The sequence below is a fragment of the Microbacterium luteolum genome (genome assembly GCF_039533965.1).
Lineage (GTDB): Bacteria > Actinomycetota > Actinomycetes > Actinomycetales > Microbacteriaceae > Microbacterium > Microbacterium luteolum.
On record NZ_BAAAUN010000001.1, the window covers coordinates 3,636,993 to 3,661,719 of the forward strand.

Here is a 24,727-nt window from a genome sequence, read left to right on the forward strand (position 1 = left end):
GTGTGCGCTCTCTCAACGCCCGACCCGGGGCTGCTGCGCGGGCGTAGGGTCGAAGCATGGCCAACGTCGCTGAGAACATCGTCAAGACTCTGCACGCCAACGGGATCGATCGGGTCTACGGCATCCCGGGCGACTCGCTCAACGGCTTCACGGACGCGCTCCGCAAGGACGGCACGATCCGCTGGGTGCACGTGCGGCACGAGGAGGCTGCGGCCTTCGCTGCCGCAGCGGATGCCGCCACGACGGGCGAGCTCGCCGTCGTCGCCGGATCCTGCGGTCCCGGCAACCTTCACCTCATCAACGGGCTGTTCGACGCGAACCGCTCCCGCGTGCCGGTGCTCGCGATCGCGGCGCAGATCCCCACGACCGAGATCGGCACCGGCTACTTCCAGGAGACGCATCCGCAGGAGCTGTTCCGCGAGTGCAGCGTCTACGTCGAGTACGTCGCCGACCCCCAGCAGATGCCCCGCCTGCTCGAGATCGCGATGCGCGCTGCCATCGAGCAGCGCGGCGTCGCGGTGCTCGTCATCCCCGGTGACGTCGCCCTCGCCGAGATCGCGGACGACCGCGCCGTGGTGATCGAGCGCGCCCGCCCGGTGATCATCCCCAGCGGCGCCGAGCTCGAGAAGGCCGCGACCCTGCTGAATGCCGCGAAGAAGGTCACGATCCTCGCCGGCGCGGGTGTCGAGGGGGCGCACGACGAGGTCATCGCCCTCGCCGACAAGCTGGCGGCCCCGATCGTGCACGCTCTCCGCGGCAAGGAGTTCATCGAGTACGACAATCCGTTCGACGTCGGGATGACCGGGCTGCTCGGCTTCGCCTCGGGCTACCGCGCCATGGAGGCGGCCGACGCCCTCCTGGTGCTGGGGAGCGACTTCCCCTACGAGCAGTTCTATCCGGATCACGCCACCACCATCCAGGTCGACATCCGCGGTGCACAGCTCGGCAAGCGGCATCCGCTCGATCTCGGTCTCGTCGGCGACGTGCGCGGCACGGCCGAGGCGCTGCTGCCCCGGCTGGCGACGCGCGACGACCGCGGTCACCTCGACGACGCCACCGCCCACTACCGCAAGACGCGGAAGAAGCTCGACGAGCTGGCGGTGCCGGCGAAGGGCAAGCGTCCCATCCACCCGCAGTACCTCGCCAGACTCGTGAACGAGTACGCGGCCGATGACGCGATCTTCACGGCCGACGTCGGATCGCCGACCGTGTGGGCTGCCCGCTACCTCTCGATGACCGAGGACCGCCGTCTCATCGGCTCGTTCACCCACGGGTCCATGGCGAACGCCCTGTTGCACGGGATCGGCGCGCAGGTCGCGCATCCGGACCGTCAGGTCGTCGCGCTCGCCGGAGACGGAGGACTCTCGATGATGCTCGGCGAGCTCCTCACGCTCACGCAGAACAAGCTGCCGGTGAAGACGATCGTCGTGAACAACTCCTCGCTGAACTTCGTCGAGCTGGAGATGAAGGCCGCGGGCTTCGTCACCTACGGAACAGGCCTCGAGAATCCCAGCTTCGCCGCGATCGCCGAGGCGATGGGCATCTTCGCGCGCCGCGTCGAGCGCAGCGAGGATCTGCCGGATGCCGTGCGCGAGGTCCTCGACCACGACGGGCCCGCACTGCTCGACGTCGTCACCGAACGGCAGGAGCTGTCGATGCCGCCGGCGATCGAGGCCGCGCAGGTCAAGGGCTTCGCCCTTTACGCGATCCGCACGGTCATGTCGGGGCGCGGCGACGAGCTGCTCGACCTCGCGAAGGCCAACTGGCGCCAGCTCTTCTGAGCCGGTGGGAGAGCTCCGCGGCGCTCAGCTCTCGGTGAGCGCGCGCACCTCGGCGGCCTCGCTGTGCCGGCCGAGCGCCTCGAGCACGTCGCCGAGCTCGAGCGCCGCGACCTGACGCAGCTGAGGGATCTCTCCGCCGTGCTCGAGCGCGCTGCGGTAGACGGGCACCGCGTCATCCGCGCGCTGGTTCCCCGCGAGCACGCGCGCGGCGAAGAGCTCCGAGCCTCCGGCGGCCCCGCTGTCTCCGAGTCCCGCGAAGCCGTCTGCCGCCGTGAGCGCCGCCGCGACGGCCTCGTCCACCCGGCCGAGCTCGGCGAGAGCCCGTCCGCGGGAGTCGGTCACATCGGCCAGCAGCCAGCCGGCATCATGCTCCTGCGCCAGGGCCGCGACCTCGTCGAACAGTCCGAAGGCGCGCTGGTCGCCGCGTCCGCCGTAGGCCTGGCCGAGGCTGTGCAGCACTTCGGCGCGGGCCCCGGCGGCATCCTCCGCCTGTCGCACGATCTCCGCCGCCGACTCGAGGAGGGCGATCGCGTCGTCGTTCTCGTCGAAGCGGGCGAGGATCTTGGCCTGCTCCGTCATCGCCATGGCCTGGTCGGCGTGCTCCTCGGCCTCGCCGAACAGCTCGGACGCGTAGCCGTGCGCGCCCACCGCCTGGCCGAATTCGCCCGCGGCGCTCAGCGAACGCGCGAGCATCGACGCTGTCATGGCTCGTGAACCCGGGGACACCTCGGCCTGCTCCTCCTGCTGGAGCACCTCGCCGAACAGCTCGGCCGCCTCGACGGCATCACCGGCGCGCAGCATGGCGCGCGCCATCCGGAAGTTCGTCGCGGTCGCGTCTCCTCCGGCCTCACCTCCGATGCGCGCCGCGAGTCGATAGCGCGCCACGGCCTTCTCCGGCTCGTCGGCGTCTTCCCAGAGCGCGCCCGCGAGCAGGTGCGCCTCGGCCAGCGCGCGGGTCGCTCCGAGCTCGGCGAGCAGCCGGCAGGATTCGTCCGCGTCGGTGGCCCCCTCGATATAGGCGCTGCCGGCTCCGCGAACCCGCGCCCTGGTCTGGTGCGCCTGCGCCCGATGGCCGGCACTCACGTCGTCCTGCGCCAGGAACCGATCGAGCAGCGAAGATGCCGCCTCGATGTCGCCCTTGCTCAGCAGGGCTGAGATCGCGACCAGGGTGGTCGTGTTGGACAACCGCGTGTCCTCCGCCTCGGCGAAGGCCCGTGCCGCCACTTCGGCGAGGTCGAGCGCGGCATCCGCTTCATCGGCCTGCAGGTGCAGAGACGCACGGCTGATCGCCAGATCGCCTCGCGACCACGCCGGGAGTGCGGCGGCCGCCGCGATCTCCTCCTCGAGCCCGGCGGTCGCCTCCGGAGTGTTCAGCCCGAAGGTCGCGAGGCCCAGGCGCTCTTCCAGATCGGCCTGCTCATCCCGACCGGCGGCGCGCAGAGCAGCGATGCGCTCGGGCAGTAGCTCCGCGGCCTCGTCGGCGCGATCGAGGGCGATCAGGATCCCGAGACGCATGGACTGCAGCTGTGCGAGCTTCGCGGGGTCCTCGACCTCGAGTGCACGCGGCAGGGCTTCGAGCATCTCGTGCTCCGCGCCGAACTGCGCGAGCTGCATCGCGCGCTCGTACCAGCCGTCGGCGTCGACCGGCGCGACCGACGGCGCCGGAGCGGTGAAGGCATCGGAGCGGATCGGCACGTCGTACTGCTCGGCCTCGAGCGCCCGCATCCGTGCCAGGGCGCGCGAGTGACCGTCGGTGCCGTCGCGCTGGTCGAAATCCGCGCCGATCCGCTCGGCGGCGGCCCAGGCGGATGCGGCGAGGTCGGCAGCGCCCCACGCGCCGTCGTGCGGGCCGAACAGGGGGACGAGGGAGGCGGCATCGGCGCCGCGCACCGGAGTCTCGCCATGCCCCGCGGCGGTCACCCGGTCGAGCGCGACCGCGAAGGCCGCGAGTGCGGCGAAATGGGCGTCGACGTTCAGCCCGTCGTGCGCCAGCCATCCGATGTGCCGTTCGACCATCGCGAGTGCGCGGGCCTCGTTGCCGGTCACCGCGGCGAAGACGATGTTGCCTGCGACGATGCGCAGATTGTCGGGGTTGTCCTTGGCCAGCCGGTAGCTGCGCAGGTGCGCGGTCTTCGCGTCGTCGAGGCGTCCCGCGCGCAGATAGGGCAGCAGCACCCGCGACAGCGCGTGCTCCGGCTCCTCGCCGCAGGAGAAGCCGCCCTCGATCATCTCCTCGACGAGGCGGATGGCGTCGGCATCGCGGTCCGTCTCGGCGAAGAAGCCGGCGAACTGGCTGCGGCCGCAAGCGTCGCAGTGGCTGTGCTCGTCGCGAGGGGTGGCCTCGAGCTGCACCCGCAGGGTCTCGGCGTCGTCGAAGCGCCCGGCATCCCAGGCATCCTCGAAGCGCGCCGTGAGCACGCCGCTCAGTCCGAGGCCGGCGGCGCGGTAGTGCGACTCCATGTCGTCGAGCACGGCGGCGATCTGTTCCTGCGAGAAGGCGGGGGAGGAGCGCAGCGACGAGGCCATCCACTTGAACTGCCACATCAGGTCGGCGCTGCCGTTGTCGATGTCGGCGGGGAAGCGCTGCGGGTCGGCATCGTGGTGGGCGAGGCACCACGCGAACGAGTTGAGCATGACGTCGGTGGCGCCGCCCATGTTGGCGGATGCCGTCTGCCGCATGCGCGCCTCGTACTCGAGCCGCTCATCGCCGAGCTCGACGGCCAGGGCGACGGCCTCGGCGACGAGCGCCTGTTCCGCCGGGCCCCACGGGGTGCGGTCGATCTCCTCGATGAGCTGCTGGAAGCGCTTCTTCGGACGAGCCATGCACGTGCCTTTCGGTGGAGATGTCAGTGGGCGTCGCCGAAGGGGATCGAGTCCCCTTCCAGGCCGGCCGAGAGCGAGACGAGATCGGAGAGCGCGCTGGTCATCAGCGCGCGGTCGGCATCGCCGAGCGGATGATGACCCGCGAGCAGGGCCTGGATGTACAGGAGCTGCACGGTCCGGGCGAACACGGCGTCGTCCTGCACCCGCACGAGCGCCCGCACCACGCGGTTCGACCAGTTCAGGCACAGCCGGGCGCGGAGGTCGTCTTCGCGCGCCGTCGAGAGCGTCCGGTCGATGCGGTCGAGCACGCCGCCCCACAGCGCCCCGGTGACGCCCTTGGTGCGTCCGCGATCGATCGCGCGCAGCACCTCGGGGTCGGCGACGTAGAGGCCGGCGAGGTCGGGGCGGTCGATCGAGCGGACGACGACCGAGCAGTCGGACGCCGCGAGCACGGCGCCGGCGCGCGCTTCGAGGGCCACAGCGGCATCGCGGTCGTCGAGGGGTGGCGGATCGAGCCGGTCGAGCTCTCCCGTGACGTCGACCTGTTCGACCGAGACGTGCGGATGCAGCTCCGGCAGCATCCGGATCAGATCGGCGTCGTACAGGTAGCCGCCGTTCACGAGCACCTCGTCGGCGGGGGAGATGCCGGCGACCTGGCGGAACTCGTCCACGCTCTGGGCATAGCGGATGTGCGGATACCGCTCGACGAGATCGCCGATCCGCATCGTCCCGTGCGTGGTCTCGACGGTCAGCCAGCGCGTGATGAAGCGGGCGAGTTCCTCGTCGTGGCGTACGAGCGACTTGAGGCCCACCTCGTGCACCGCGACGAACTGGGCGAGACGATGGGGTTCGCGCAGGCCGAGTTCCAGCACCCAGCGGCGGATGCCGGCGCCGAGCTGCTCGCGGACCCGCTCCAGCGCCGCGTCCTCGACCAGCGACTCCCGGCTCGCGGTGGGGGCGAGTCCGGTGGAGTCGACGACCGCGCGCACGAAGAACGCCCAGTCCGGCAGCACGTCGTCGACGCGCTCGGAGAGCAGCATCCGTCCGAGGTACATCCGGGTCGCCTGGCGAGCGCCCGGCGGGGGCGCGTAAGGGAGCACGTAGGCGAGGCCGCGGGTTCCGGTCGCGGACTCGGCGAGCTCGATGACGTCGAGGGGAGCTGCGCCGAGCATGTCCCGTCCGTAGACGACGGCCGCCTCGAGGTCGTCGGCCGGGTCGAGGAAGGGCGGATCCCTGGTGATGTCGACGTCGCCGCCGGGCGCGTCGACGGTCACCCGCACGGGGAGGAACTCGCCGAACGTCGTCGCGAGCTCGTGCACGGCCGCGGGGCGCAGCAACTCGTCGGCGTCGAAGCGCGGCACGAGGTGCACGCTGGTGCCGATGGGGAGCTCCTCATCGATCTCTGAGACCTGGAAGGTGCCGTCGGCGCTGCCGGTCCACTCGACCGAGGCGCCTCCCTTCGCACTCCGGGAGCGGATGACGATGGTGTCGGCGACCATGAAGCAGCTGAGCAGTCCGATACCGAACTGGCCGAGGTAGTCGCTGCGGGGCAGGTCGAAGATGTCGCGCTTCGAGCTCCGTCCCACGGTGGCGAGGAGATCGGCGACCTCGGACGCCGTCAGGCCGACGCCGTCGTCGCGCAGGACGAACTCACCGTTCTCGGCGGTCAGCGGGGTGATCCGGATGCGGCCCCCACCGCCGTCGACCTCGCGACGGGCCGTGATCGCATCGCGCGCGTTCTGCAGGAGCTCGCGCAGATACACCCGAGGACTGGAGTAGATGTGCCTGCTGAGCAGGTCGACGACTCCGCGCAGGTCCACCTGGAACTGCTGCACATCAGCGCTCACCGGCGCTCCCTCCCACTGCATCCGCTCGCCGAGCCTAACAACAACACCGGGCCCTCCTCGGTTCGGCTTCCCTCGGAGGATGCCGTATGCTGGGTGAGCAGTTGTTGTCTGCATTCTTTCGCCGTGCCTGGGATCTCCCGATCACAGTTCGGTGGCAGAGTGGGGAGAACACCCCGAGGCTTCCGGGCCTCTAGGGCGGTAGCTCAATTGGCAGAGCAGCGGTCTCCAAAACCGCAGGTTGCAGGTTCGATTCCTGTCCGCCCTGCGCGTCAGCGCAACGCTGACACACGAAAGGTACATTCAGGATGGATCAGGAAGAACCGCGCGGCGAGCTGGTCGCGGCCGGCGCCACCCGTGAGAAGAAGGGCAACCCCTTCTCCCGGTTCTTCGGGGGCATCGCCCTGTTCATCCGTCAGGTCATCTCCGAACTGCGCAAGGTCGTCACGCCGACTCGCAAGGAGCTGTTCAAGTTCACCGGTGTGGTGCTCGTCTTCGTTCTGATCGTCATGGGCATCGTCTACGGCTTGGACACTCTGTTCGCGTACGTGACGCACTGGGTATTCGGAATCCCCGACTGATGACGCCCGCGGCTCACGCCGCAGCTATGGAGAAGAAGCAACGTGTCTGAACGATATTCCGACGACGCCGACTGGGCGACCGCCGCAGAGCAGTCCAGCGAGGAGGACGAGGCCCAGGAGGGCAACGTCCTCGCCGCGGAGGAGCTCTCGGTCACCTCGGCCGAGCATGTCGCCGTCCACGTCGAAGACGAGGACGAAGACGAGGGCAGCACGGAAGACATCGACATCGACATCGACGACCCGGAGGCGGACGCGATCGTGAACGACGCTCTGAACTTGGACGAGACGGCTGAGACCGAGGCTGCGGCCGAGGTCCTCAACGATTCCGTCGCAGAGGAGACCGCAGAGCAGGAAGCTGCGGCGGCCGACGAGGTCACCCCCTACGACGGCCCCGACGTGAACGGCGAAGACGACCGTCCGTCCGAGGACGACGAAGACGACGACGCCGAGGAGGACCCGTACGAGGCCTTCCGCCTGGACCTGCGCATGCTCCCCGGCAAGTGGTACGTCATCCACTCCTACGCCGGCTTCGAGCGCAAGGTGAAGGCCAACATCGAGCAGCGCAAGTCGACGCTCGAGGTCGAGGACGAGATCTACCAGATCGAGGTCCCGATGGAGGACGTCGTCGAGATCAAGAACGGCCAGCGCAAGATGGTCACGCGCGTGCGCATCCCCGGCTACGTGCTGGTGCGCATGGAGCTCACCGAGGACACCTGGTCGGTCGTCCGTCACACGCCGGGCGTCACCGGCTTCGTGGGCAACGCCCACAACCCGACGCCGCTGCGCTTCGAAGAGGCCTTCAACATGCTGAAGTCCCTCGTCGAGGTCAAGGACGTCCCCACTGCCAAGAACATCGCGTCGAAGGGCGGCGTCGCCGTCGCTCGTCCGCTGCCGGCCGAGGTCGACTTCGAGGTCGGCGAGACCATCACGATCAAGGAGGGCTCGTTCGCGGGTCTTCCCGGTTCGATCAGCGAGATCAAGCCCGAGAGCGGCAAGCTCACGGTCCTCGTCTCGCTCTTCGAGCGCGAGACCCCGGTCGAGCTGTCGTTCGACCAGGTCACCAAGATGGTCTGACCCCACGGGGTCGCGAACCAGACGCACGAGAACGGCCGTCCCTTTCGGGGGCGGCCGTTCTCGCGTCTGCCGGCGGTCAGGCGTGCTGGGCGGCCCAGTGCGGGCTCTGGATGAGGCCGAGCAGATTGCCGAACGGGTCGCTGACGGATGCCGACCACCAGCCTTCGCCGCGCTGGGTCACCGGGTCGAACGCCGTCGCGCCGAGCGCGATGAGCCGATCGAATGTCGAGCGGACGTCGTCGACGTGGATGCTCATCAGTGCGCCGCCCGGCTGGGCGAGCGCCGGACGGAACCGGGCGTCCATGAGGGCGAACTCGTCGTCGTCGTCGCCGAAGCGCCACTCGGCGTACTGCACGGGGCCCTGCTCGGGGCGGACGAAGTACGGAGGAGTGCCGAAGACCTCGGCGTACCAGGCGACGGCAGCGGTCATGTCATCGGCGACGAGGTTGAGATTGGCGAGTCCACGGAACATGTTCTTCTCCTTCATCGGTGGGGCTGTTCTCTTCTATGCTTCCGGGTGAAGTGATCACCGAATGATCACTTAAGAAATGAGTTCGGAGATGCGCGCCGACCGCCTCATCCAGGCGCTCCTGTTCCTCCAGGGGCGCCCCCAGGTGACGGCATCCGAGCTCGCTGCAGAGCTCGAGGTCTCCGTGCCGACGGCACGGCGAGACCTGGAGGCGCTCGCGATGTCCGGCGTCCCGATCTACCCGACACGGGGGAGAGGGGGCGGCTGGCGACTGATCGGCGGCGCGCGCACCGATCTCACCGGACTCACTCAGGGCGAGGTGAACTCGCTGCTGGTGGCGCTCACGCAGAGCGGAGCGGCGACGCCGGAGCGGGTTGCCGCGATGCGGAAGCTCGTCCGCGCGGTTCCGGAGCCGTTCCGGGAGGGTGCACAGCGCGTCGCGGTCTCGACGGTGCGCGAGGCGCCCTGGGGCGTCACGGAAGACGACACCCCTCCCCTGGTCGTGGCGGAGCTGCAGCGGGCGATCGCCGCATCCGTGCAGGTCGCGCTGCAGTACGTCGGCTCGTCCGGTCGGAGCGAGGCGGAGGTCGTTCCGCTGATGGTGGGCAGCAGGGGGCCGCGCTGGTATCTCATCGCCGCGCCGGTCGTCGAAGGGACGGATGATGCGGACACCCGACGGTTGCGGACCTATCGGGCGGATCGCATCCTCGAGCTGCGTCTGCTGGGGTCGCGGGGGACGGCCCCTGCCGAGTTCGACGGGGCGCTCGCCTGGGCCGAGATGGTGGAACGGGTCGAGGGATTCCGCGGCGCCGTGCGCGCGGTCGTGCACGTCGAGCCGTGGGCGGTGAAGGCGATCAGCGATCGGTTCGGGGTGCAGGCGCGGATGATCGACGGACAGCCCGACGGCGCCGGCCGCGTGCGGATGGAGGTCAGTGCCCACCGTGCCGACGCGCTCGCCGAGCAGCTCGCCGGATGGACCGGTGTCGCCGAGGTCGTGGAGCCGACCGAGGTGCGATCCGCTCTCCGTGACCTCGGGGAGCGGATCGCGGCCCTGTACCGGGGCTAGGAGGCGTCCGGCTCAGGCGTGCTCCGCAGATCGGCCAGAAGGAATCGGCCGAAGAACGCGAGGCTGTCCTCGTTGCCGTTCTCCACTCGCTTGAATGCCTTGTTCACGATGTTCGACTGGGCATCGTCCCCGGGTGCGGAGATCGCGAATCCGAGAGCCCGCGGAGCGTCGAACTCCTGCATGAGCGGGTTCTCCTCCGGTGCGTGCCAGCGGAACCCGTGGTTCCGCACGAACACCTCGCCTGCGTAGAACCCGGCGCACGCGGTGACCTCGGCGGTGCGCTCGCTGCCGCGCTCCTCGAACTCGGCCAGGATGCTGTCGACATCCTCCAGGCTCCTCACCGAGTAGTCGAGCGTCACATCGGTCTCACCGGCGAAGACGTCGACGAACCACTGGGCCAAGGCGGGGGCCGATGCGATCTCGAGCGGCGCGGGGAGATCGAGCTCACGGCCGCCGTACACCGTGCCCCAGGGGATCTCGTCCTTCCATTCCTGTCGCGCGTTGGGCAGCGGCTCGTCGGCAGGCTTCTTCTTGCGGCGGTTGAACAGACCCATGGCGGGGATTCCTCACTCTCGTGGATTCGACCCAAGTCAAACATCACCCCTCCGCGAGCCGTCGAGGGACCCGATATACCGTGCCCGGAGCCTCGGTGATCGGTCGTTCCGCTGATCGGGTAGACTTGTGTGGTTTGTGCGACGCTTCTGCGCGCGCAGACGACCACGACCCGGAGATGCCGGGCCCGTGGGAGAAACGGATGCTCCGGCATCCGGTTCGATGAAAGGAAAGAGAATGGCACCGAAGAAGAAGGTGACCGGCCTGATCAAGCTTCAGATCAACGCCGGTGCAGCCAACCCGGCGCCGCCGATCGGCCCCGCGCTCGGTCAGCATGGCGTCAACATCATGGAGTTCTGCAAGGCGTACAACGCCGCGACCGAGTCGCAGCGCGGCAACGTCATCCCCGTCGAGATCACCGTCTACGAGGACCGCAGCTTCACGTTCATCCTGAAGACCCCGCCTGCTGCGGAGCTCATCAAGAAGGCCGCCGGCGTGCCCAAGGGTTCGTCGACGCCCCACACGGTCAAGGTCGCGAAGATCACCAAGGACCAGGTCCGTCAGATCGCCGAGACCAAGCAGGCTGACCTGAACGCCAACGACATCGAGGCCGCCTCGAAGATCATCGCCGGCACCGCCCGTTCCATGGGCATCACGGTCGAGGGCTGAGGAGAATAATCATGGCTAAGTCCAAGGCTTACAACGCTGCCGCCGAGAAGATCGAGGCAGACCGTTTCTACACCCCGTCCGAGGCAGTCGCCCTCGCGAAGGAGACCGGCTCCGCGAAGTTCGACTCGACCGTCGAGGTCGCGCTGAAGCTCGCCGTCGACCCCCGCAAGGCCGACCAGATGGTGCGCGGCACCGTCATCCTTCCCCACGGCACCGGCAAGACCGCCCGCGTCATCGTGTTCGCGACGGGTCCGGCCGCTGAGGCCGCGATCGCCGCGGGCGCCGACGAGGTCGGTGGCGCCGAGCTGATCCAGAAGGTCGCCGACGGCTGGACCAACTTCGACGCCGCGGTCTCGACCCCGGAGCTCATGGGCCAGGTCGGTCGTCTCGGAAAGGTCCTGGGTCCGCGTGGCCTGATGCCGAACCCGAAGACCGGCACCGTGACCCCGAACACGGCCAAGGCCGTCGAGGAGATCAAGGGCGGAAAGATCGAGTTCCGCGTCGACAAGCACGCCAACGTGCACTTCGTCGTCGGCAAGGCCTCCTTCACCGCCGAGCAGCTGAACGAGAACATCGACGCAGCGCTCGAGGAGATCGTGCGCCTCAAGCCGTCGAGCTCGAAGGGCCGTTACATCCAGAAGGGTGCGGTGTCGACCACGTTCGGCCCCGGCATCCCGCTGGACGTCAACGCCATCTGAGTCTGACTCACCGAAACGCCCCCGGGTCCGCCCGGGGGCGTTTCTGCGTCCGCCGCCCGAAACCTGACGTCATCGGATGCATCCCGTGGCGGCGGGGGCGCGTACTGTGGATGGGTTCCATCAACGCGCCACAGCCCTGCGCACATCGCACCCCAGGAGGGTCCATGTCTCGTCGCCTCATCGCCGTCACGACACTCGTTCTCACCGCCGCCGCGCTCACCGCGTGCAGCGGCGCGAGCGCACCGGAGGAATCGAGCGCGAGCGACGACAGCGGCACCGCATCCGACTTCGGTCTCGTGAAGGACGGCACGCTGACGGTCGCGACCGAGGGCACGTATCGCCCCTTCAGCTTCCACGACGACAACGGCGCCGGAGCGCTCACCGGGTACGACGTCGAGATCATCGAGGCCGTGGCCGACAAGCTCGACCTCGACGTCACCTTCGAGGAGACCCAGTGGGATGCGATCTTCGCGGGGCTCGACGCCGGCCGCTTCGACGTGATCGCGAATCAGGTCACGATCAACGACGAGCGCACGGCGAAGTACCTCTTCAGCGAGGCCTACACCGTCTCGCCCGGCGTGATCGTGGTCGCCGAGGACGACGACTCGATCTCGTCGTTCGCCGATCTCAAGGGCAAGACCACGGCGCAGTCGCTCACGAGCAACTGGAACGACCTCGCCACCGAGTCCGGCGCCACCGTCGAGGGCGTCGAGGGCTGGGCCCAGGCCGTCGAGCTGCTGCGTCAGGGACGCGTGGACGCGACCATCAACGACAAGCTCACGTTCCTCGACTACGAGACGACCAACAGCCCGTCCGGGCTGAAGATCGCCGCCGAGACCGACGAGGCCGGCGAGCAGGCCTTCGTGTTCACGAAGGACAAGAAGAGCCTGGTCGAGGCCGTGGACGCCGCGCTCGAAGAGCTCAGGGCGGACGGCACCCTCGCGGAGATCAGCGAGAAGTACTTCGGCGAAGACGTCACGCAGTAACCCATGGAACCGACGTCGCCCTGGCAGCTGTTCCTCGACTCGCTCGGCCCCATCGCTCTGGCGGGGCTGACGGCGACGGTTCCGCTCGCCCTGGCGTCGTTCGCCCTGGGACTGGTGATCGCGGTCGGCATCGCCCTGATGCGGATCTCGGTCAACCCGCTCCTCTCGGGGATCGCGCGTTTCTACATCTCGGTCATCCGCGGCACCCCGCTGCTCGTGCAGCTTTTCGTGATCTTCTACGGCATGCCCTCGATCGGCATCACGATCGACCCGTGGCCGAGTGCGATCATCGCGCTCTCGCTCAACGTGGGCGGCTACGGAGCGGAGGTGGTGCGCGCGGCCATCCTCTCGGTGCCCCAGGGGCAGTGGGAGGCGGCCTACACCGTCGGCATGAACCGCACACACACGCTCACACGCGTCATCCTGCCGCAGGCGGCTCGGGTGTCGGTTCCGCCGCTGTCCAACACCTTCATCTCGCTCGTGAAGGACACGTCGCTGACATCGCTGATCCTGGTGACGGAGCTGTTCAAGGTGGCGCAGCAGATCGCGTCCACGACCTACGAGTTCATGATCCTGTATCTGACGGCGGCTCTGGTCTACTGGGTGTTCTGCCTGGTGCTGTCCGCCGGCCAGAGCGCCCTGGAGAGGAGGCTCGACAGCCGTGTCGCACACTGACCCCGCTCTCACGCCCACGGCGCCGCCGCTGCTCACCGCGCGCGGCCTCCGCAAGAGCTTCGGCGACAACGAGGTGCTGCGCGGCATCGATCTGACGCTGCACCGCGGCGAGGTCCTGGTGCTGATCGGGCCGAGCGGCTCCGGCAAGACCACCGTGCTGCGCGCGCTCAACGGACTCGAAACGCCGGATGCCGGCACGATCGAGGTCGCCGGCGGACCGGACGTCGACTTCGCGGCGTCGGGGGTTCCTGCCCGCATCGCGAAGCAGCAGCGGCTCGCCCTGCGCGATCGTTCGGCGATGGTGTTCCAGCACCACAACCTGTTCCCGCACTTCACCGTGCTCCAGAACGTCATCGAGGGACCCTGGCGCGTGCAGGGAAGACCGAAGGACGAGGTGGTCGCCGAGGCGCGGGTGCTGCTCGACCGGGTCGGCCTGAGCGACAAGGCGGATGCTCGTCCGCATCAGCTCTCCGGCGGGCAGCAGCAGCGGGTCGGCATCGTCCGCGCGCTCGCGCTCAAGCCGGACCTGCTGCTGTTCGACGAGCCGACCAGCGCGCTCGACCCCGAACTCGTCGGCGACGTGCTCGTCGTGATCAAGGAGCTCGCCGACGAGGGATGGACCATGGCTGTGGTCACGCACGAGCTGAGCTTCGCCCGCGAGGCCGCGGACCACGTGCTGTTCATGGACGGCGGGGTCGTCGTGGAGCAGGGCGCGCCGACGCAGTTGTTCACGGCACCGCAGCACGAGCGCACGCAGCGCTTCCTGACTCGCATCATGCGGCCGCTGGACGGTGCCTGAACCAGCCGGTTCAGCCGCCGAGGACCGGGAGGACCAGGCTGACCGCGATGGTGATCATCACCACCGCGATCACCGCGTCGAGGATGCGCCACGACAGCGGGGTGCGCAGCCAGCGCCCGAGATAGCGCGCGCCGAATCCCAGGGCGGTGAACCACAGGAGGCTGGCTGTGACGGCGCCGGCAGCGAACAGCCACCGTTCCTCGCCGTGGGTCGCCGCGATCGACCCGAGCATGAGAACGGTGTCGAGGTAGACGTGCGGGTTCAACCAGGTGAGCGCGAGGACGGTGAGGATCACGGGTGCGAGCCGGGCGCGCGTCGGCGTCGCGGTGCGTGTGCCGCCGGATCCCGTCGGGGCGGGCGCCTCAGGGCTGTCCACCTGCAGTGCCTCGCCGGTGCCGCGCCAGGCGCGGCGCGCAGCCAGCAGCCCGTAGACGAGCAGGAACACGGCCCCGGCCCACCGCGCGACCACCACGAGCCACGGCGCGGCGGAGATGACGAAGCCGAGGCCGGCGACGCCGGCGATGATGAGCACGGCGTCGGAGACGGCGCAGATCACGACCACGGCCAGCACGTGCTCGCGTCGGATGCCCTGCCGCAGCACGAAGACGTTCTGCGCGCCGATGGCGACGATGAGGGAGAGGCCGAGGCCGAGACCGGCGAGAACGGAGAGCATGCTCTCAGAGTAGGAAACCATGGGCGACAGCACCAGCGAAGATTCCTATCGAACCATTAGCATCACTAATGTGAGGATCGATCCGGAACTGGCCGCCACCGTCGCCGCGGTGGCGGACGAAGGCACGCTCGACGCGGCATCGCGACGCCTGCGGATCACCCCGTCGGCCGTCAGCCAGCGACTCAAGGCCCTCGAACAGCAGCTCGGTCGCATCCTCGTCGTCCGGACGAAGCCGGCGACCCTCACCGAGGCGGGGGAGGCCGTCGTGCGCCTGGCGCGGCAGATCGCCCTGCTCGAGCACGATGCGCTCGCCGGCGTGGGCGTCGACGACGGCGACGGATCCCGGCGCACCAGCATCCCGCTCGCGGTGAACGCCGACTCGATGGCGACCTGGTTCCTGGCGCCCCTCGCACGGCTCTCTGCTCGACACGGCATCGACTTCGATCTGCACCGCGACGATCAGAACTTCACGGCACGGCTGCTCGAGTCCGGCACCGTCATGGCGGCGGTCACGAGCGAGGAGAGCCCCGTGGCCGGATGCTCGGTCGCACCGCTGGGCATGATCGAGTACCGGGCCGTGGCCGCACCCGCCTTCGCGGAGCGCTGGTTCGCCGACGGCGCCGACCGCGCGGCCCTGGCGGCTGCCCCGTTCGTCGACTTCGATCGACGTGACACCCTGCAGCACGAATGGCTGCGTGCGCAGGGCGTGCCGCATCAGGGGGTTCCACGGCACTATGTGCCGGCATCGCACGACTACGCGCTGGCCGTGCAGCTCGGTCTGGGGTGGGGCATGCTCCCTCGGCTGCAGGAGGTGCCGGGACTGGTTCCCCTGGGCGGGCCGCCGCTGCGGGTCAAGCTGTACTGGCAGCAGTGGAACCTGCGCTCCGACCTCCTCGACACGATCGCGGCCGAGGTGGCCGACGAGGCGCGACGGGTCCTGCAGGCCTGATCGGCGTGCTGCCGGATCAGGTCGTGGCGCCAGGGCTGACGCCGGACGCCAGGGCGTGCAACATCCGGGACAGGTTCCCGATGTCGTCGATGCTCCAGTCCTGCAGCGTCTGCAGCAGGACCCCCTCCTGGGGAAGACGTGCCGCCGCGAGGCGCTCGGTGCCGAGTCCGGTGAGTCGCAGCAGCGAGGATCTGCCGTCGCGCGGGTCCGGAGAGCGCTCGACGAGACCGAGCTCCTCCAGTTCCCGGAGGGTCCGGCTCACCTGCCCCTTGTCCATCAGCATCCGCTCCGCGAGCGCCGACGCGGTCACCGTCTCGCAGTGGGCGATCGTGGTGAGCGTCTTGTAGGCGCCCGGGAGCATGCCGGGGCTGACCCGGTTCGCGTTCTCCATGATGATCCGGCGGAAGTTCGTGATCAGCCCGCTGAACTCCGCCTCGAGGGAGCGGACCGCGTCGGCCCGCTCCTCGGGGGACTCGGCGGTGTGCTCAGCGGCGGTCATCGGATGCCGCATCGCCGCGGCCGTCGTTCGACCGGGTGACCACCGTGACGCTGCCCGTGGGTGCGCCGGAGAGGGCGGTCGCGTCGGCGATCGCGACGTCAGCCGCGTCGTCCACCGGCGAGCCGGTCTTCGCGGCATCCGCGTGCGCCCTCTCGCTCGTCGTCATGGTCGTGAGAGGACGGTTCGGCAGGAACAGGATCGCGATGAGACTGATCACCGCGAGCGGGATGCCGATCAGGAACGCGTGCGAGATGGCCTGCGCGTAGAAGTCCTCGATGATCGAGCGGACGGGCTCGGGGAGGAGGCGGACCTCCGGGAGTGTTCCGCTGGAGAGCTGCGCTGCGACCTCTGCGCCCTTGTCGCCGAGCTTGGCGATCGCCTCGCCGATGCGCTCCTTGCCGTCGCTGAAGAGCCCGGTGAGGCTGTTCGCGAGCACGGCGCCCATGACCGAGACGCCGACCGTGCCGCCGAGGCTGCGGAAGAAGGTCACTCCCGAGCTCGCCACACCCATCTCGCTGGGCTTCGCGACGTTCTGCACGATGAGCACGAGGTTCTGCATCGTCATGCCGACGCCCGCACCCATGGCGAACATGTAGAGCGAGACGAGGAAGAAGTTCGTGTCGTAGTGCAGGGTCGACAGCGTCACCGAGCCGACGATCAGCAGCACCGAGCCGAGGATCAGGTAGCCCTTCCACTTGCCGAAGCGGGTGACCAGCTGGCCGACGACCATCGATGCGATCAGGAGCCCCGCCATCATCGGCAGCGTCATCAGGCCGGCCTCCGTCGGCGTCGCGCCGCGGGAGAGCTGCATGTACTGCGCGAGGTAGACCGAGGTGCCGAACATCGCGACGCCGATCGAGATCGACGCGAGCACCGACAGCGTGAAGGTGCGGCCCTTGAACAGCGAGAGCGGGATCAGCGGCTCGCGCACCTTGAGCTCGACGATGACGAAGGCGACAGCGGCGACGATCGCGCCGCCGACCATCAGCACGGTCTCGGTGCCCCACCAGTCGAAGCTCGAACCCGCGTTGGTGATCCAGATGAGGATCAGGGATACCGCCGCCGAGAGCAGCACGATGCCGGTGTAGTCGATCGACGCCTTGCGGGTCCGTGCCGTGCTGATGTGCAGGGTCTTCTGCAGGATGATGAGCGCGGCGATCGCGAACGGCAGGGCGACGAAGAAGTTCCAGCGCCAGTTCGCGGCATCCGTGATCCATCCGCCGAGCAGCGGGCCGCCGACCGTGGCGACCGCCATGACGGCACCGAAGAGACCCATGTAGCGGCCGCGCTCGCGCGGGCTGATGATGTCGGCCATGATCACCTGGCTGAGGGCGGCGAGCCCGCCGCCGCCGATGCCCTGGACGGCACGGAACGCGATGAGCGTGTTCGTGTCCTGCGCGAATCCGGCGGCGGCCGTCGCGCCGACGAAGATGACGATGGCGAGCTGGATGAGCAGCTTGCGGTTGAAGAGGTCGGCGAGCTTGCCCCAGATCGGGGTGGAGATCGCCGTGGTGAGCAGGGTGGCCGTGATCACCCAGGTGTACGCGGCCTGGTCGCCGCCGAGGTCGTGCACGATGACGGGCATCGAGGTGGAGACGACCGTGGTGGCGATCATCGAGACGAACATGCCGAGCAGGAGGCCGGTGAGGGCTTCCAGCACCTGGCGGTGCGTCATCTTGACGGGGGAGTCCGTGGTCATTGCCGGCACCTTTCGGGTAGTCGCGGAGGGATGCGGCGACAGCTCTGGCGCGCACGAGATGGTTGAACTTCGTCAACTATACGCACATCGTTGACAACGATCAACCATTCGATGGAGAAGCGGAGGAGTTTCTGTGACCAGACAGAGGGCCGCTGCGCGCGATGTGCGTTCTTCGTGCGCAGAAACAGCTTGTCACCTGGGATTTGCCTGGGAGACTGAAACCGGCGGAACCGTAGGTCTCGGAGGAGGGGCCTGTGGTTCACGCCGTCGACCGATTCCTGAGGGGGACGACCATGGTCAAGAAGCAGAATCAGCGGAAAGTGCTCGCGGTGCTCGCGGGCGGACTCGTGCTCGGTGTCGGCGTCGCGGTGACGCTCGCCGTCTGGAACGATTCCGAGTTCGCGACCGGCACCTTCACGGCCGGATCCTTCAACCTCGAGGGTTCCACGGCGGGTGACGTCGATGCGAACTACAGCGACCACAACGTCGACGACGGTGATACCGCCGCCACGCTCGCCTTCGATCTGCCGGCCGACATCGTCGACAACATGTCTCCCGGAGACGCGGTGTACGCCGGGTTCTGGGTGCGACTCGCCGCCGGCACCACCACCGGAGCCGACCTCGTCGCCGCCGGCACCACGGCCGACCCCGCCGTCTCCTCGAACTCCGAGCACCTGGGCTACGCGATCTACGCGCTGGCTCCGGGCGCCACCTGCAACGCGGCATCCGCCGTCGGCACGCCGATCGCCACCGGGGCCACGCTCGACGCCCAGGCCGGCGTGACGACCGTCCCGCTGCTCGAAGGAGCGACCGCCGCTGTGGCGGGAACCGCCGTGCAGCTGTGCTTCGCGGTGACCGCGGACGCGACCCTCGAGCAGGGCCTCGAGACGACGGCGACGTGGGAGTTCACGGCGACCTCGACGGACTGAGCCCCTGATGGACACCCGCAGAGACGTGCGGGAGGCGAGGCGACTCCGCTCCCGCCGTATCCGTGCTGTCCTGGCGGGAGGGCTGGTGCTGGGCGTCGGGGTGACGATGACGCTCGCCGCATGGAACGACTCGGAGTACGCCACCGCGACATTCACCGCCGGCCGGTTCGACATCGTCGGAGCCGCCGACGGCGCCACGTTCGCGAGCCATGCCACCACGGGCACGGCGGCCGCGCTGACCTTCGTCGCGGCGCCGACCGCCATGGCTCCGGGGACGACCACCTATGCGCTGTACAGCGTGAAGACCGCGAATCCGTCGATCGCAGGGACCCTGCAGTGGTCGGCGGGAACACCCGGCGGCACCGGGCTCGCGACCTATCTGACGTACGGCGTCCGGACGATCGGCGGCACCGCCTGCAATTCGACGACCTACCCGCTCGGAACCGCGCTGGTCGCGGACGGCTCCGCCTTGACCGCGAACGGGACGACGACGCAGACGGTGTCGGCGAACGGCGGCAACCAGATCAACTACTGCGTCGCCGTCACGCTGCCGCTCGCGGCTCCGAGCGCGGCGCAGTCGCTGACGATGTCGCAGACCTGGCAGATCCTCGGGACCTCGTCCGCCCCGTGATCGAGCAGACGACGGAGAGGTGCAGGAGGAGGACGGGATGACGACGCCGACGACGAGACGGAGCCTGCGTGAGCAGCCCGACTCGATCGGCGCGCCCGCCGCCGCGAGCACGACGCCCGCCCGTCACCCGGCGCGCCGCGGAGTGGGTCGGATCCTCGCCGACGCGCTGCTCTGGATCGCGGCCGTCGGCGGAGTGATCTGCATCGTGCTCGTCGTTCTCGCGTTCACGGCGCAGATCACCCTGATCATGTTCCGCACCGGATCGATGTCGCCGACCATCCCGGCCGGATCCGTCGCGGTCGTGCAGCGTGTCCCGGCGAGCGAGATCGCCGTCGGTGACGTCGTGACCGTGGATCGGCCCGGCGACCTCCCCGTCACTCACCGCATCACGTCGGTCGAGCCCGGCGCGAGCAGTCAGGAGCGCGTCATCACGATGCGCGGCGATGCGAACGCCGCGGAGGATCCGTTTCCCTACGCGGTGACCTCGGTGCGGATCGTCCTGTTCTCGATCCCCGGCATCGCGACGGTGATCGTCGGCATGGGCAACCCCTTCGTCCTGGGCGGTCTCACACTGGCCACCACGACCCTGGTCGTCTGGGCCTTCTGGCCGCGGTCGGCCGGCGGGTCGCGGGGTCGACGAAGGCGAGGCGTCACATGAGGAGAAGGCTCATCGCCGGGCTCGCCGCGCTCGCCGCCGCCGGCACCCTTCTGATGCCGTCGCCGGCATGGGCCGCTCCGACGACCCAGGTGATCCAGGGAGAGGTGCTGCGGCTCGTCTCGGTGGCGGATTGGGATGCCGCGTCCAGCCTGCTGCCCGGGGTTCCGGTGCAATGGGACGTCGAGGTCAGCGCAGACGCGCCCGACCCCGGCCTCGTGCGCATCGGCGTGAGCGCGACCGGTTCGGCGACGCTGCTCCTCGACGTCCTCCTCTGCGCACGCGCGTGGGACGCCTCGGGCTGCCCCGGAGGCGCGACCGCTCTGCGCACGGACTGGATCATCCCGCGCGACGGCGCGGAGATCCGGCTCATCGAGATCGCCGACACCGAGATCGCGCACATCCGGCTCGCGATCACCCTCGACCCCGCCGATGCGGCAGGCAGCACCGACATCCTGGTGCACGCTCAGGGCGCGGGGGAGACGGCGGTCGTCGGGCCGGACGGAGGGCTCGCGACCACAGGACTCGCACCGATCGCGCCCTGGGCGTGGGCTGGCGGCGCGCTGCTGATCCTGGCGGGCGCGGTCCTCGTGATCATCCGCCGACGCACCCGGCGCGACGTGGGGGACGGCGCATGATGTCGCGGGGAGGGCGGCGGATGCTGGCCGGAGTCGCGGGACTCTCGGTCCTGGCCGGGCTCGCGATCCTGCCGTCGGCGGAGATGACGGACGCGCAGTTCACCGACAGCGAGTACGCGTCGGCGACGGTCACCGCCCTGAAGCTGCTCCCGCCCGTCGTGGAGCCGCTGCCCGGGGGACTGACCTGTCCGAATCCGCTGAGCACCCTGCTGGGCGGCACGGCCCTGACGATCAAGTGGAAGTGGCCGACGACGGTCGGAGACTATCCGGCGACGACCGCCCTCAACGTGTTCCTCACGGGAGCCGCGGACGGGACGGGAGGGAGCACGGTCGCTCCCGGAACAGCCACCGGTGGCGTGTACACGACGGCCGTGAGCAAGGGCGTGTTCGACGGGCTCCTCGGCGGCCTCGGCTTCCTGCTCGGAGGAGGCTCGTACGTCGTCTACTTCGGCACATCCTGGGTGACACCCGGGGGGATCACCTGGCGCTCGCCGCAGAAGGTGAAGATCACGGTCACCTACGCGTCGATCCTCGCCGGCGGTGCGACGACCTGCACGTTCACGACCGTCTGAGTGACGTCAGTCCGCCAGCGCGAGGGCCCGGAAGGCGTCGCGCTCGCGCAGCTGCTCCCGGCGGCTGGCCGCGGCGTCGGCGATGCGCGTCGGCGGCTGCTGTCCGGTGGTGCGGCGGTAGAGCTCATCGATCAGGTCGGTCGCGAGGCCGATGAGCTTCGCGATCTCCCGGTCGTCCCTGTCGATCCAGACGCAGCGGGGTTCGTCGTGGATCGGCGAGAAGTCGACGTGCTCCTCCCACACGAACAGCGTGCGCTCCGCGCCCAGCACATGCTGCTGCCACCAGATCTGGCGGAGATACGTGCGAGGAATGCCGCGCCATGCCTTGTTGGTCGTCTTGATCTCGGCGAGCTTCACCCGGCCTGACGCGTCGACGGCGATGCCGTCGGGGGTGGCCAGGTGCCGGTGCTCGACCTCGGCGCGGAACAGCGCCGATGACGGGAGGATGCCGTGGGTCGCTGCCACCCACGCGGCGATCTCCGGCTCGCGGCGGCGTCCGTGGTCGGTGTAGGCGTTGCCGCCGAAGCGCGGACCACCGCCGAGCTTGGCATCCGCGGCACGGGCGATCGACTTCTCGCTGGTGAGCCCGGCGACATCGGTCGCGGTGATGCCGCGCGACCGTGCCCGCAACCACGCCACCCTGTCGCGCGAGTCCGCGACGATGCGTGCGGCGAGTTCGGGGTTCACTCCTCGACCCTAACCCCGTCCGCCGACGTCTCGGTCCGTACACGCCGCGCCGCGGCATCCGCCGGCGTGGGGGAGTGGTCATCTGAACGCGAGCCGCCCCTTTGCGTACGAGCCACCCCCGTGAATCCGCCGCAAGAGGGGCGGTTCGTACGCAAAGGGCCGGCTCGCGGAGCCTACGGGAGAGAACGTCTCGTCCTGCACAGGAGGCGATGCATCGAGGAACTGCATGAAGACGGCATTCGTCGGACAGACGGCACTGAGCCAGGGGCAGGATCAGCGGATGCGCCATGCAACGGTCGACGAGATCACGAACCTCCTCATCAGCAGTCGAAGACTCCGTGACGAGGGTTGGAACTCACGAGGTCTTCGCGTCGCCGTCGAGTCACGCAGGCTTCATCGCGTGCGCCGCGGATGGTTCATCGAACAGTCGCATTGGCGTGAGCTCCTGCCGGAGTCGCGGCATCGCGCGGAGGTCGTCGCGGCGGCGTTCTCCGCGGCAGGGAGCGACCCGGTGTTCTCGCACGTCTCGGCGGCCGTGCTGTGGGGCCTGCCGCTCTACCGCGTCCGACCGACGCGCGTGCATGTGATGACCTCGCCGCACAAGCGGCACAGCGTCGACGGGATGCTTCGGCACGAAGGGCCGCTGCCGCAATCCGACATCTCCGATATCGACGGCATCCGCTGCACTTCGCTCGCACGGACAGTGCTCGACATGGCGCGTACGGTCAGCCCCGAGGCGGCGCTCGCGCTCACGGACGGCGCTCTCGCATCGGTCGGCGGAGCGGCGTGGGACTACGACGATGAGGCGGCTGAGTCGCTGTTCGGCGAACTGGTGGCGCGTGCGCGCCGACCAGGAGCACGCGGCATCCTGCAGGCACGTCGCATCGTGGATCTCGCGAACGGCCGAGCGCAGCTCCCTCTCGAAAGCGTGACCCGGTACCGCCTGCACCAGCTGGGTTTCGCGCGTCCGCGCCTGCAGGTACCCGTTCAGCGACCAGACGGCGGCAGCTTCTGGATGGATATCGCGGTCGATCAGTCGCACGCGTTCATCGAGTGCGACGGCCGTGCGAAGTATCTGAACGACGAGCTGCGCGGCGAACGAGCGGCAGATCAGGTCGTTCTGCAGGAGAAGACGCGGGAGGACTGGGTGCGCGGCGTGACCGGATGGCGCGTCGTGCGCGTTATGAGCGAGCACATGGCGTCGCTGGATGCTGCGGAGTCATACTTCCGGGCGGTCGGGCTCTTCGGGCGTCGGTCGACCCGGCCCCTTTCGTTCGACCCGGCCCCTTGAGCTCGTGCACAGAGGGCCGGCTCGCGCGCAAAGGGCCGGTTCGCGCATGAGGGGGACTCGGCGTGGGGCGAGCGGTCACGCGACGGGAGGCCAGCCCTCGGGGCCGGCGGAACCTGCGGCGTACTCCTCCAAGGGCACGTCGCCGCGGCGCCACGCCTGCAGGATCGGGTCGACGATCCGCCAGCACTGCTCGGCCGCGTCGCCGCGGACGGCCAGCAGGGGGTCGCCGTCGAGGACGCCGGACAGCACCTCGGCGTAGGCCTTGAGAGCGCCTTCGCCGAGCTCCGCCGAGAGCGTCGCCCGCTCCAGCTCGAAGGGGTCCTCCGCGGCATTGAGGTTCAGCTCGAGAGACATGCGGTCGGGGCCGAGCGAGAAGCGCAGCACCGCTCCTTCGGCCGATCCGGTGAGTCCGGTCGGCACGTGCCGGACCGGACGGAAGCGCACGACGATCTCCCGCGCGGGGTCGCCGAGGGCCTTGCCCGAGCGCAGACGGAACGGCACCCCGGCCCAGCGGGCGTTGCGCACCTCGAACGTCGCCTCGGCGAGCGTCTCGGTGTGGCGCGCAGGATCGACCCCGGGCTCGTCGACGTACGAGGGCTTGTCCGCGCCCTCGACCCGACCCGCCGTGTAGCGCGCGCGGCGGGAGGAGGCGACCGGGTCGTCACCCCAGACGGTGGTCGCGCGCAGCACCGCACCGGTCGCCGCGCGGAAGTCGACCTCGTCGAGCGTCGCCGGCTCCTCCATCGCCAGGACCGCCAGGACCTGCAGCAGGTGGCTCTGGACCATGTCGACCAGGGCGCCGGCGTTGTCGTAGTACCCCGCGCGGCCTTCGAGGCCGAGCGCCTCGTCGTAGACGATGTCGACGGATTCGATGCTCTCGGCGGACCAGAGCGGTTCGAGGATGCGGTTGGCGAAGCGCGCGCCCAGCAGGTTCAGCGTCGTCGACCGGCCGAGGAAGTGGTCGACCCGGAAGACCTGGCTCTCCGGCACGAGGGCCGTCAGCGTGCGGTTCAGCGCCCGGGCGCTCGCCTCGTCGGTGCCGAAGGGCTTCTCCATCACCAGGACGGCGCCCTCGGGCAGCATCTCGGATGTCATGGCGGCCACGGACGCCGCGGCGATCGAGGGCGGGACGGCGAAGTAGAGGGCGACCTGGCCGGTGCACTCCTCCAGGAGCGCGCGCAGATCCTCGGGGCGCGTGATGTCGGTCTTGCGATACACGGCGTCGACGCGGGCGGCCGCGTCTTCGGCGTCCATCGTCGCGAAGGCCTTCCGGACGATCTCCCGGAGCCCGGCATCCGTCCCGTCCTCGCGGTCGGCGCCGACGATGTGGACAGTGCGCGCGGGCTCCCGCATCAGCAGCTGGCCCAGCGCGGGCAGGAGGAGCCGGGAGGCGAGATCGCCACCGGCCCCGAAGATCACGAGCGTCGTCGCATCCGTCATGCCACCCACCGTAATCGCTCCCGCACCGGGTCAGGCGTGCAAGACTC

General features: G+C 69.5%; 25 protein-coding genes and 1 tRNA gene. 17 read left to right on the top strand and 9 right to left on the bottom strand.

Annotation, left to right across the window (positions count from 1 at the left end; translation table 11 throughout):
- Window positions 1–56: 56 nt before the first annotated feature.
- Window positions 57–1,781 (top strand): ubiquinone-dependent pyruvate dehydrogenase, encoded by a 1,725-nt coding sequence (poxB, locus tag ABD648_RS17670; RefSeq protein WP_282216252.1) that lies wholly within the window; start codon window positions 57–59, stop codon window positions 1,779–1,781.
- Window positions 1,782–1,805: 24 nt separating this feature from the next.
- On the opposite strand, the gene ABD648_RS17675 is transcribed toward poxB, so the two are convergent.
- Together ABD648_RS17675 and ABD648_RS17680 are read right to left on the bottom strand one after the other, a co-directional pair.
- Window positions 1,806–4,604, bottom strand: a complete 2,799-nt coding sequence (locus ABD648_RS17675) for a tetratricopeptide repeat protein (protein WP_282216253.1) — start codon at window positions 4,602–4,604, stop codon at window positions 1,806–1,808.
- 23 nt (window positions 4,605–4,627) lie between these two features.
- Entirely contained in the window at window positions 4,628–6,472 is a 1,845-nt protein-coding gene (locus tag ABD648_RS17680) for an HSP90 family protein (RefSeq protein ID WP_282216254.1), read from the bottom strand.
- A 171-nt stretch (window positions 6,473–6,643) separates the two neighbouring features.
- Here ABD648_RS17680 and ABD648_RS17685 point away from each other — a divergent pair.
- The 3 genes from ABD648_RS17685 to nusG all read left to right on the top strand — a co-directional run bounded on the left by ABD648_RS17685 (window position 6,644) and on the right by nusG (window position 8,103).
- Window positions 6,644–6,716 (top strand) — tRNA-Trp (locus tag ABD648_RS17685).
- Between the two features lie 40 nt (window positions 6,717–6,756).
- The gene (gene secE / locus ABD648_RS17690; protein WP_282216255.1) at window positions 6,757–7,029 is read left to right on the top strand and encodes a preprotein translocase subunit SecE; all 273 of its coding nucleotides are present in this window, start codon (window positions 6,757–6,759) and stop codon (window positions 7,027–7,029) included.
- Window positions 7,030–7,071: 42 nt separating this feature from the next.
- Window positions 7,072–8,103 carry a transcription termination/antitermination protein NusG gene (gene nusG, locus ABD648_RS17695; protein ID WP_282216256.1) on the top strand — a complete coding sequence of 344 codons (1,032 nt, stop codon included), beginning with the start codon at window positions 7,072–7,074 and terminating at the stop codon, window positions 8,101–8,103.
- 76 nt (window positions 8,104–8,179) lie between these two features.
- Here the strand turns inward: nusG and ABD648_RS17700 are convergent, their stop codons facing one another.
- Window positions 8,180–8,575, bottom strand: coding sequence for a VOC family protein (locus ABD648_RS17700; RefSeq protein ID WP_282216257.1), 396 nt, complete (start codon window positions 8,573–8,575; stop codon window positions 8,180–8,182).
- Between the two features lie 88 nt (window positions 8,576–8,663).
- Here ABD648_RS17700 and ABD648_RS17705 point away from each other — a divergent pair, with 88 nt between their 5' ends.
- Window positions 8,664–9,638: a helix-turn-helix transcriptional regulator gene (locus ABD648_RS17705; RefSeq protein ID WP_282216258.1), complete on the top strand. Its 975-nt coding sequence runs from the start codon at window positions 8,664–8,666 to the stop codon at window positions 9,636–9,638.
- Here ABD648_RS17705 and ABD648_RS17710 read toward each other — a convergent pair.
- Complete coding sequence (locus ABD648_RS17710) at window positions 9,635–10,192, bottom strand: hypothetical protein (protein WP_282216259.1); 558 nt, start codon at window positions 10,190–10,192, stop codon at window positions 9,635–9,637. The genes ABD648_RS17705 and ABD648_RS17710 overlap by 4 nt on opposite strands.
- Window positions 10,193–10,427: 235 nt before the next feature.
- On the opposite strand from ABD648_RS17710, the gene rplK reads away from it, so the two are divergent.
- The 5 genes from rplK to ABD648_RS17735 all read left to right on the top strand — a co-directional run bounded on the left by rplK (window position 10,428) and on the right by ABD648_RS17735 (window position 14,017).
- Window positions 10,428–10,859: a 50S ribosomal protein L11 gene (gene rplK / locus ABD648_RS17715; protein ID WP_053097443.1), complete on the top strand. Its 432-nt coding sequence runs from the start codon at window positions 10,428–10,430 to the stop codon at window positions 10,857–10,859.
- Between the two features lie 11 nt (window positions 10,860–10,870).
- A complete protein-coding gene (gene rplA, locus ABD648_RS17720; RefSeq protein WP_116635728.1) occupies window positions 10,871–11,557 on the top strand; it encodes a 50S ribosomal protein L1 in 687 nt (228 codons plus the stop codon).
- Window positions 11,558–11,721: 164 nt separating this feature from the next.
- Window positions 11,722–12,543 (top strand): amino acid ABC transporter substrate-binding protein, encoded by an 822-nt coding sequence (locus ABD648_RS17725; RefSeq protein WP_282216260.1) that lies wholly within the window; start codon window positions 11,722–11,724, stop codon window positions 12,541–12,543.
- A 3-nt stretch (window positions 12,544–12,546) separates the two neighbouring features.
- The gene (locus ABD648_RS17730) at window positions 12,547–13,218 is read left to right on the top strand and encodes an amino acid ABC transporter permease (protein ID WP_282216261.1); all 672 of its coding nucleotides are present in this window, start codon (window positions 12,547–12,549) and stop codon (window positions 13,216–13,218) included.
- Window positions 13,205–14,017, top strand: coding sequence for an amino acid ABC transporter ATP-binding protein (locus ABD648_RS17735; protein WP_282216262.1), 813 nt, complete (start codon window positions 13,205–13,207; stop codon window positions 14,015–14,017). The genes ABD648_RS17730 and ABD648_RS17735 overlap by 14 nt, the downstream gene beginning before the upstream one ends.
- A 10-nt stretch (window positions 14,018–14,027) precedes the next feature.
- Here ABD648_RS17735 and lysE read toward each other — a convergent pair whose 3' ends face one another.
- Window positions 14,028–14,690: an L-lysine exporter gene (gene lysE, locus ABD648_RS17740; protein WP_282216263.1), complete on the bottom strand. Its 663-nt coding sequence runs from the start codon at window positions 14,688–14,690 to the stop codon at window positions 14,028–14,030.
- 70 nt (window positions 14,691–14,760) lie between these two features.
- Between lysE and ABD648_RS17745 the strand changes: the two genes are divergently transcribed.
- Window positions 14,761–15,639, top strand: coding sequence for a LysR family transcriptional regulator ArgP (locus ABD648_RS17745; protein ID WP_282216264.1), 879 nt, complete (start codon window positions 14,761–14,763; stop codon window positions 15,637–15,639).
- Window positions 15,640–15,655: 16 nt separating this feature from the next.
- Here ABD648_RS17745 and ABD648_RS17750 read toward each other — a convergent pair whose 3' ends face one another.
- The gene (locus ABD648_RS17750; protein WP_282216265.1) at window positions 15,656–16,138 is read right to left on the bottom strand and encodes a MarR family winged helix-turn-helix transcriptional regulator; all 483 of its coding nucleotides are present in this window, start codon (window positions 16,136–16,138) and stop codon (window positions 15,656–15,658) included.
- Window positions 16,125–17,837 (bottom strand): MDR family MFS transporter, encoded by a 1,713-nt coding sequence (locus tag ABD648_RS17755; protein ID WP_282216266.1) that lies wholly within the window; start codon window positions 17,835–17,837, stop codon window positions 16,125–16,127. The genes ABD648_RS17750 and ABD648_RS17755 overlap by 14 nt, the downstream gene beginning before the upstream one ends.
- 254 nt (window positions 17,838–18,091) lie before the next feature.
- Between ABD648_RS17755 and ABD648_RS17760 the strand changes: the two genes are divergently transcribed.
- Genes ABD648_RS17760 through ABD648_RS17780 form a run of 5 tightly spaced genes read left to right on the top strand, consistent with a single transcriptional unit; the run spans window position 18,092 to window position 21,262 of the window.
- Complete coding sequence (locus ABD648_RS17760; protein WP_282216267.1) at window positions 18,092–18,766, top strand: SipW-dependent-type signal peptide-containing protein; 675 nt, start codon at window positions 18,092–18,094, stop codon at window positions 18,764–18,766.
- Window positions 18,767–18,773: 7 nt separating this feature from the next.
- Window positions 18,774–19,397 carry a SipW-dependent-type signal peptide-containing protein gene (locus tag ABD648_RS17765; protein WP_282216268.1) on the top strand — a complete coding sequence of 208 codons (624 nt, stop codon included), beginning with the start codon at window positions 18,774–18,776 and terminating at the stop codon, window positions 19,395–19,397.
- A gap of 37 nt (window positions 19,398–19,434) precedes the next feature.
- Complete coding sequence (locus tag ABD648_RS17770; protein ID WP_282216269.1) at window positions 19,435–20,055, top strand: signal peptidase I; 621 nt, start codon at window positions 19,435–19,437, stop codon at window positions 20,053–20,055.
- On the top strand, window positions 20,052–20,690 hold the full coding sequence (locus ABD648_RS17775; protein ID WP_282216270.1) for a hypothetical protein: 639 nt from the start codon (window positions 20,052–20,054) through the stop codon (window positions 20,688–20,690). The genes ABD648_RS17770 and ABD648_RS17775 overlap by 4 nt, the downstream gene beginning before the upstream one ends.
- Window positions 20,687–21,262 (top strand): hypothetical protein, encoded by a 576-nt coding sequence (locus ABD648_RS17780; protein WP_282216271.1) that lies wholly within the window; start codon window positions 20,687–20,689, stop codon window positions 21,260–21,262. Before ABD648_RS17775 ends, ABD648_RS17780 begins: the two co-directional genes overlap by 4 nt.
- 6 nt (window positions 21,263–21,268) lie before the next feature.
- Here ABD648_RS17780 and ABD648_RS17785 read toward each other — a convergent pair whose 3' ends face one another.
- Complete coding sequence (locus ABD648_RS17785) at window positions 21,269–21,949, bottom strand: YqaJ viral recombinase family protein (RefSeq protein ID WP_282216272.1); 681 nt, start codon at window positions 21,947–21,949, stop codon at window positions 21,269–21,271.
- 226 nt (window positions 21,950–22,175) lie between these two features.
- Between ABD648_RS17785 and ABD648_RS17790 the strand changes: the two genes are divergently transcribed.
- Window positions 22,176–23,240, top strand: coding sequence for a hypothetical protein (locus ABD648_RS17790; protein ID WP_282216273.1), 1,065 nt, complete (start codon window positions 22,176–22,178; stop codon window positions 23,238–23,240).
- A 75-nt stretch (window positions 23,241–23,315) separates the two neighbouring features.
- Here the strand turns inward: ABD648_RS17790 and ABD648_RS17795 are convergent, their stop codons facing one another.
- Window positions 23,316–24,680 carry a glucose-6-phosphate dehydrogenase gene (locus ABD648_RS17795; protein ID WP_282216274.1) on the bottom strand — a complete coding sequence of 455 codons (1,365 nt, stop codon included), beginning with the start codon at window positions 24,678–24,680 and terminating at the stop codon, window positions 23,316–23,318.
- Window positions 24,681–24,727: the final 47 nt, after the last annotated feature.